Here is a 7,048-nt window from a genome sequence, read left to right as displayed (position 1 = left end):
AAACTCTGTTTTGCAGGAGAACAGAGTATCCCAATTAAACCTCATTTTTGCAGGAGGATGAGGTCTTACCCAGCAATCTGTTGCTGGGTTTGTTTTTTTTATAAATAAGGACAAAATCGTATTTACTTACGCTGAAAATGTATTCGTCATCGCATATCGCTAGACATTTTTTATCAAATTGAAATTGACGCAGAAAATTACAATCACTACTAAAAACAGATTTCTCTTTTTTATTCCTGATTAACAATCACCTTAGAATTTTCGTGCCCAAAAATATCATTGCACAATCTCATAACATATTCATATTCAACTGCGGGCAGTCTTAAAGCGAAACACATCTTTATGATCTTATGAACATCCAGCGAAGTATTTAAAGATAAAAGACCGGCTATTTTAAGTAATGATCTGGTAGAAAAAGGAGCTGATAACTGTCTGATTCCATTTTCAAAACCATTCTCTATAACCTGTCTTAAATCATGAGCAAATTTAAGCAGCTTCAGACACATATCTTCATCAATTGAGGGGTACATACTACGGATCATGGCTTTTTCAACATTTAATTTAGGATAAGACATTTCCATAAATCTAAATCTATCTAAAAAAGCCTGATTAAGCAGTCTGACTCCATTATAGAATCCGCTCAGATCTCCATTTCCCTTTGAATTTGCAGTTGCAACCACGCGAAAATTAGGATGTGGTTTAATGATCTCTCCCTGATTGGCAACAATAGTTAGATCTTTTCCTTCTAAAACATCATTCAGTACGGTTAAATCTCCAGGAGACATTAAATCAACCTCATTTAAGATCAGGATTTCACCATACATCATTGCTCTGGCAAGAGGGCCGTATTCATATACCAGTTCTCCATTTTTAATTGAGGAATGACCTATAAGCTCCAAGGATTCAGATTTATTTGAAAGGGTAATCTGTTCTACAGGCCAATTAAGTCTTGCTGCAACCTGAAGCACAAGAGATGTCTTGCCGCAGCCAGATGGCCCGCTTATATAAAGACAGTCTTTAAATGGATGGACCAGAAACAGTAACAAATCATTCAGACTGTTAAGTTCAAATACATAATCAGAATCAAAATTAGGAATATGAGCAGTGTAATTTACAGGACTAAAGTCAAAATCAGAAACTACAAGCTTATCATTACCAAAGATATTACAAAGATTAACCAACCCCATCATCTCTCCATTTTTTTTCATTTCTTATTCTTAAAGGATTTCCTTAAAAAATTTATCTGAATAATAAATGAGAAATTTTTGGGTATGCATTTAACCTATTCAAAATTTGTCAGAATTCGAAATAGCTGATTGATTTGTAAGATATAAAAAAATTTAAAAGAGATGGCAGGAGGATAATAAAATTACAATAGTCCTGACAAAAGCAAATCAGGACTATCCAAACAGACTAGGCAGAAACGGAGACACGAAGTGGTGCTCTTGCTGAGGCGCTTCCCTTGCAGTTATAGGTTTTATTGCAGGTAACCAGATCGCGAGCCTCAATCAGCAGAGCCTGAAGTTTATTAGAAGACTGCATGCACATGGTTATAAGTCTGCCATTGACCTCATTTCTGAAATGACATTTCTTCATCTTGTCTTTGATAATCAGTACCTCGGCACTGTATTTGGTCTTAAGCGTCTGAACCTCAGGATGAAGCTTTAACTTCTGATCATTTGACTGAAGCTTTAGCATAAGATCTGACTTTTCAGTGGATATTCCCTGCAGAAGCTCAAAATGTCTGTCCTTTAATGCCATATATTCTTTGCTGATAACCAGTTCAAGGCTATTAAGTACAGCATTCTGCATCATCAGATAGTCTTTTATTGGTTTTACAGCAGGAGCCTGATTATTAGGAGTTATTTTTTTGAATACAAATCTGTTTGCTGTTTCCATAATCTCCTCCTAAAGAGCTCCGCGCATATCATACATATCGTATACCACACGGGTATCAAGCTCGACTTCTGTTGCATATGTGTCACCCATAGCATACTGTCTAATAACTCTTGCTCCGTGAATAAAACCATCAACCTCGGTATTTACATTATTTGAGGTTTCAACACTGTTGCTGTTAAGAGAATCCTTTGCACTAATATAAACGCCATTTACCTGCTCGGACAGTTCTCTATATGCTTCAATCTTAGATGCGCGCATCGCTTTTATCTGCTTCATCTGAGAAGTTGCTCCTGGCTGTCTTGAAATTGACGCATACCCGGTAGCTCTTAATACAGGGAAAGCGCTAGGCTTTTTCACCCCAGAATCAGTAAAGCTTAGATTTCTTGTCAGAAAAGTTGAAGAGCAGGAGGTCACTGCCAAAGACATGGCAATTGCGACTACAGCTATCTTTAAAACCTTCATTTTTCGCCCCTCCTAATCACTTACTCTTGAATAATGACTCTCGTCATGAACGTCTCTAGTTAGTCTATCCTTGTACATATAGGATTGTGCTGGATAGATAACAGAGGATTTACCCGATGTACCGATTGAGGATTTTTTCTTCTCGTACATATATCTCTCATAATTTCCGGTAGATGTTCCAGGAACTTTTGCTCCTTCCACATAGTACTTGGAATTAAAATCCTTCTTGTCAGTTGTATAGTAGTTATTTATAAATTCATCTTCCTTTCTCTTCTGAACTATTTTCTCCTGTTCTGGAGTCAGAGTAGAGCTATATGAATAGGATGAAACGTGGACACTGCTAACAGTATCGGCTACCCCATTACCAGTCTTCTTAGTACTGTTAGGAAGATAATACAGATAAGATGTGGTACCGTTGATTGAACAGTTTTTCTCCCCCGTTCTGTAGCAGTAAGGAAGTCTTTCATAAGGTATAAAACCGGTTGAAGATCCGACAACAGTTGAATTTGACATATTAATGATACGTCCAACAACTACAATACCTTTATCGTTTCGTGTAATGGTACCAGCCAGAATGTGACGTACCATCGCCTGACGGGCAACCTTCTTCCAGTTACGGGAGAATACAAACTCACCATCCTTGGTAATGGATATTGAACCTGTTAGTTTGTAATCAAAAACCTGGATACCTCTGCGGTCAAGCTCATGAACAAACATTTCAGCCATTGATCTGCCTAAATATCCTGCATTCTCATATGTATCAGTGTCAACAAAAGATGTTACAGCAACTTTTGGAATTGACGGATTTCTGACAGATCCTTTACCGTTAGCTGCATCAATTGCCTTCAAATCAGCAATCATTGTGGCATATAAGGTATCAGCCATTTCGGATACAGTCTTACTGATCTCCATGCCTCTCTGCTCATATACCTGAGCTCCTCCATTGCCACCAGGGGCAGGATTTGCCGTACAGCCAGAAATTGCAATCAATGCTGCAACACTTAGCATTTTTAATAACATTCTCTCCATCCTGACCTTCTTTTGTACGTATAATCAACATATTACTGCAGAAAGAATTTCGTTATAAAAATAACGATTTCTAAAATCTTGGTGTGAATAATGCAATTTCAATGCCATATGACAAAATTCAAACATCTGAGGTTTATATGAAGTTTTCTAAAATAGCAAAAGTATCTGTCACTTTATTTTTAGCTTCGATATCGCTTCAGTCATACGCAAGCTGGCAGGTTGCCACAGGTATTGGACAGAATCGCGAGGATGCGGTAAATGATGCAATTCACAATCTGCTGATGCAGTCAGGAGCAGATATAAGATTAGAACAGTCATACAAAAGCGGAGTTCTAAATGGAACTTCCTATGGACCTGCCTCACAGAATATAATCAAAAAGCTGGTTGTATTGGAAACACAGCACACCCTCAACAGAACCACCGTAACTATTAAGGCATTTATTGACGATAAAAAAGCTAAAGCAAAATGCTCTGGCTCAACTGTTAACAAGTCCATATTGCCTCTGTCATTCAAGTATGCTGACTCACAGGCTTTCCAAGGAGCTTTAGGAATTGAAGATACCAGCAAAGAACTGGATAAAATGCTTTACGATCAGCTGAATAACTCAGCAACCTTCAATACACGACCTGTACTAAGAATGAATGTTGTAAATGACAATGGCAAAAATGTTCCAAATAAAAATAAACTGGACAATCTTAAAGCCATCTCAACACAGTACGGCAGTCAGTATATTATTACAGGAACCATAAATTCCCTTAGCAAATCAAAAGTAGGCAATAACGTTATAACCAATATGCTGTTTGTCCCAACCAGAACAATAAATTTTGATATAGAAGTTTTTGATGCAATAAACCAGCAGATAATCTTCCATAAAAACTACTCTGGAGAAACCGACTGGCCTTTTGATTCAAATGAATTTTTAGACTTACGCTCAGACAGATTTAGAGGTTCTGATTATGGTCAGCGACTATATGATCTGACTTCAAGTGCAGCGAAGGATCTGGTAAGAGAACTGCAGTGTGCGCCTGTATCGGCAAGGGTTATTGATACAAAAGGAGATGATGTTATCATCAACATGGGAAGTGATAACGGGCTTAAGAAAGATATGAAATTCTCTCTGGCTCAGTCATCAAATATGATCAGTTCAGTTGGAACGGAGTACGAAATTCATGAGAATGCAAAGGGACTGTATCGTGTTACTGCTGTTTATCCTCACTCAGCAAAGCTTAAGCCACTTGATCTGCAGAACAATACCCTAAATGTGGATGTTGATGATATAGTCACCTTAGAGTAAATCTTTAACAAGGTTATGGTAGAGGATCTTTCCAGATTCATTTTTAGGAATTTTCTCTACCACAGCTGTTTTTATAGCATTGTGATTAAGCCCTAAACGTTCCTCAAGAAAAGACCTGACGGCAGAAGCATTACCATCTGAGAGCATACATACCATAATCAGATCATCTCTTCCGATAACAGCACATTCAAGCTCAGAAAACCTTTCCTTTAAGCTAAACTGAACTTCGTCAAGATTGACTCGGTTACCAAACACCTTGATAAATCTATTGTTTCGTCCAGTAATATAAAAATAATTATCCTCATCAAAATAGGCTAAATCACCGGTGCAGAGTCTGCCGTGTCTTTCATCTCCTAAAAAGAGCTCCTTATATCCATGAGCATAGCCTAAAGTTACATTATCCCCCTCATAAACAAGTTCACCTTCTACGTTACACTTATCTATTACATTGCCATCTGCATCAATAAGATAATATTTGCCTCCTGGTATTGGACCACCGATAGAACCGGGTTTGTCCAGACATTTCTCCCATGGAAGATACCCCATTCTTGAAGTAGCCTCACACTGACCGTACATTACAAAAAAATGTCGATTAGTTTCAAGGGCGTATTCAGCAAAATACTGCTGCAGTTCCACAGACAGTTTACCTCCAGCCTGAGTCATTGTTTTTAAAGCAGGGAGATCCATTGACGGAAACCTTAGTCGTTTGAGCATCTCATAGGTATAAGGAACCCCGCTAATAGAGGTAGCCCCGTATTTCTTCATAAAATCCCAAAAATCCTTCTGCATAATTGACTTATCTGTCAGAAGAATTGTTGCGCCAACTTTAATATGGGAGTTTATTACCGATAAACCAAAGGTGTAATGCATTGGAAGAGAGGTTATGGCTCTCTCTTTTGAATGTAATTTCAAATACGAGATAATCGATTCCGCATTTGATTTGATATTAAGATAACTCTGTCTTACATATTTTTGACTTCCGGTAGTTCCAGAGGTTGTGAGCAGCAGGGCCAGATCTGGATATAATTCGTAATCGGACGGATAGTCTGTTTTTAAAAGAGAATAATCATATAAGCTGAAGATTTCAGGATATTCAGAAAATTCAGAGCACATCTCCGATGGCAGCCACAGATATGACGGATGATAGCAATTGAGAAGATGTTTTTTCTGCTCAACATTCAGGGCAGAACTTACCATCAGAGGAACTGTTTTTATGTCAAGAAAAGAGATATAGCCAATAAAAGAGCCAAGGGTATTTCTGGCCAATTGCATCACAAGAGATCTTGATTTAAGGTGAGAACAAAGTTCATTTCCATAGGATTTAAGACCAGCATAGGACAGCTCATTTCCCCTGTCATCTATAACTGCAGTATTCTCTGCAAATCTATCTAGATCCCACATAAAAACCTAAAAACTTAACAAATTCAACAAAAAACAAACTACTACACCAAATATACTGTATAATGTTTAGCTGTTCTTTATGAAGCTGTCCCTGTAGCTCAGTTGGATAGAGCGTTCGCCTCCTAAGCGAAAGGTCGGCGGTTCAATTCCGCCCAGAGACGCCATAAAGTCAGAGCATTAGCCCTGACGAAATAGAGATAGAACATCTCTTCATCAAATCAATAATTGAACTCAGCTTTGCGGTTGTAAAGTTATTGATAGTTCCTACCACCGATATTGCTCCAATAAGATGATTATCCAGATCAAAAATCGGCACAGCTATACATCTTAGTTCAAGTCCGACCTCAGCATTATCAAAAGCATATCCTCGGTTTCTGATCTGAGCCAGTTCCTTGCGTAGTGCCTCTGGAGTAGTTATAGAGTTAGCTGTAGCAGGAGTGTAATCCAGGGTTGTTACAAGTCTTTCTCGAAGCATACTGTCCTGATAGGCAAGAAGACACTTTCCCAAGGCAGAATGAACAAGCGAAACTTCTGCTCCTTCTCTGGAGAGAATTCTCATACCTGATTTTGAACTGGTACGTTTTAGGACATAATAGGCCTTGTCATCATCCATTATGCCAAAATGAACCGCAAGACAGTCCACAGATGAAATAAGCTTATCAAGATAAGGAGAGATCATCTCCTTGAGATCAAGAGAGTCTGAGGCAGAATTGCCCAAAGATACGAGTTTCATCCATAGCTGTACTGTCTTGTCAGAGTTCTGTCTTAAAAGACGAAGCTTAACCATATCATCTACAAGAACATAAACAGAGCTTCTTGGAAGCCCTGTAATAGATATAAGTTCTGAGATTGTACAGCGATGATGTTTTTGAAGAACCTCAAGTATATTAAGAGCTCTTTCCAGAGCTGGAACTCTAATTTTTGAGGCCATAAAAACTCCTTAAATTCGCCTTTAAGCTGCA

The 7,048-nt window shown here is 38.3% G+C and carries 7 protein-coding genes and 1 tRNA gene; 2 read left to right on the top strand and 6 right to left on the bottom strand.

Annotated elements, in window-relative coordinates:
* Positions 1–230: 230 nt before the first annotated feature.
* From QZU45_RS10100 to QZU45_RS10085, 4 genes are all read right to left on the bottom strand, one after another.
* The gene (locus QZU45_RS10100) at positions 231–1,208 is read right to left on the bottom strand and encodes an AAA family ATPase (protein WP_295354933.1); all 978 of its coding nucleotides are present in this window, start codon (positions 1,206–1,208) and stop codon (positions 231–233) included.
* A gap of 205 nt (positions 1,209–1,413) precedes the next feature.
* Positions 1,414–1,899, bottom strand: a complete 486-nt coding sequence (gene flgN / locus QZU45_RS10095; RefSeq protein ID WP_295354930.1) for a flagellar export chaperone FlgN — start codon at positions 1,897–1,899, stop codon at positions 1,414–1,416.
* A gap of 9 nt (positions 1,900–1,908) precedes the next feature.
* Positions 1,909–2,361 carry an LPP20 family lipoprotein gene (locus QZU45_RS10090; protein ID WP_295354927.1) on the bottom strand — a complete coding sequence of 151 codons (453 nt, stop codon included), beginning with the start codon at positions 2,359–2,361 and terminating at the stop codon, positions 1,909–1,911.
* Positions 2,362–2,373: 12 nt separating this feature from the next.
* Positions 2,374–3,381, bottom strand: a complete 1,008-nt coding sequence (locus QZU45_RS10085; protein ID WP_295354925.1) for a FlgO family outer membrane protein — start codon at positions 3,379–3,381, stop codon at positions 2,374–2,376.
* A 146-nt stretch (positions 3,382–3,527) separates the two neighbouring features.
* Here QZU45_RS10085 and QZU45_RS10080 point away from each other — a divergent pair, with 146 nt between their 5' ends.
* Positions 3,528–4,685 (top strand): flagella assembly protein FlgT middle domain-containing protein, encoded by a 1,158-nt coding sequence (locus tag QZU45_RS10080; RefSeq protein WP_295354922.1) that lies wholly within the window; start codon positions 3,528–3,530, stop codon positions 4,683–4,685.
* On the opposite strand, the gene QZU45_RS10075 is transcribed toward QZU45_RS10080, so the two are convergent.
* Positions 4,677–6,086: an AMP-binding protein gene (locus QZU45_RS10075; RefSeq protein WP_295354919.1), complete on the bottom strand. Its 1,410-nt coding sequence runs from the start codon at positions 6,084–6,086 to the stop codon at positions 4,677–4,679. The two genes, QZU45_RS10080 and QZU45_RS10075, sit on opposite strands and share 9 nt — an antisense overlap.
* An 87-nt stretch (positions 6,087–6,173) precedes the next feature.
* On the opposite strand from QZU45_RS10075, the gene QZU45_RS10070 reads away from it, so the two are divergent.
* Positions 6,174–6,250 (top strand) — tRNA-Arg (locus tag QZU45_RS10070).
* Positions 6,251–6,255: 5 nt separating this feature from the next.
* Here the strand turns inward: QZU45_RS10070 and QZU45_RS10065 are convergent.
* On the bottom strand, positions 6,256–7,017 hold the full coding sequence (locus QZU45_RS10065) for an IclR family transcriptional regulator (RefSeq protein WP_295354916.1): 762 nt from the start codon (positions 7,015–7,017) through the stop codon (positions 6,256–6,258).
* Positions 7,018–7,048: the final 31 nt, after the last annotated feature.

This window comes from uncultured Succinivibrio sp. (assembly GCF_902756765.1).
GTDB lineage: Bacteria > Pseudomonadota > Gammaproteobacteria > Enterobacterales > Succinivibrionaceae > Succinivibrio.
The sequence above is the reverse complement of the archived record's forward strand: the minus strand, read 5'-3'. Positions and strand labels throughout refer to the sequence as shown.

Bases quoted from the DNA above. Each gene is read 5' to 3' on its own strand.
- QZU45_RS10080 (WP_295354922.1), top strand. From the start codon at position 3,528: ATGAAGTTTTCTAAAATAGCAAAAGTATCTGTCACTTTATTTTTAGCT.
- flgN (WP_295354930.1), bottom strand. From the start codon at position 1,899: ATGGAAACAGCAAACAGATTTGTATTCAAAAAAATAACTCCTAATAAT.
- QZU45_RS10065 (WP_295354916.1), bottom strand. From the start codon at position 7,017: ATGGCCTCAAAAATTAGAGTTCCAGCTCTGGAAAGAGCTCTTAATATA.
- QZU45_RS10100 (WP_295354933.1), bottom strand. From the start codon at position 1,208: ATGAAAAAAAATGGAGAGATGATGGGGTTGGTTAATCTTTGTAATATC.
- QZU45_RS10075 (WP_295354919.1), bottom strand. From the start codon at position 6,086: ATGTGGGATCTAGATAGATTTGCAGAGAATACTGCAGTTATAGATGAC.
- QZU45_RS10090 (WP_295354927.1), bottom strand. From the start codon at position 2,361: ATGAAGGTTTTAAAGATAGCTGTAGTCGCAATTGCCATGTCTTTGGCA.
- QZU45_RS10085 (WP_295354925.1), bottom strand. From the start codon at position 3,381: ATGTTATTAAAAATGCTAAGTGTTGCAGCATTGATTGCAATTTCTGGC.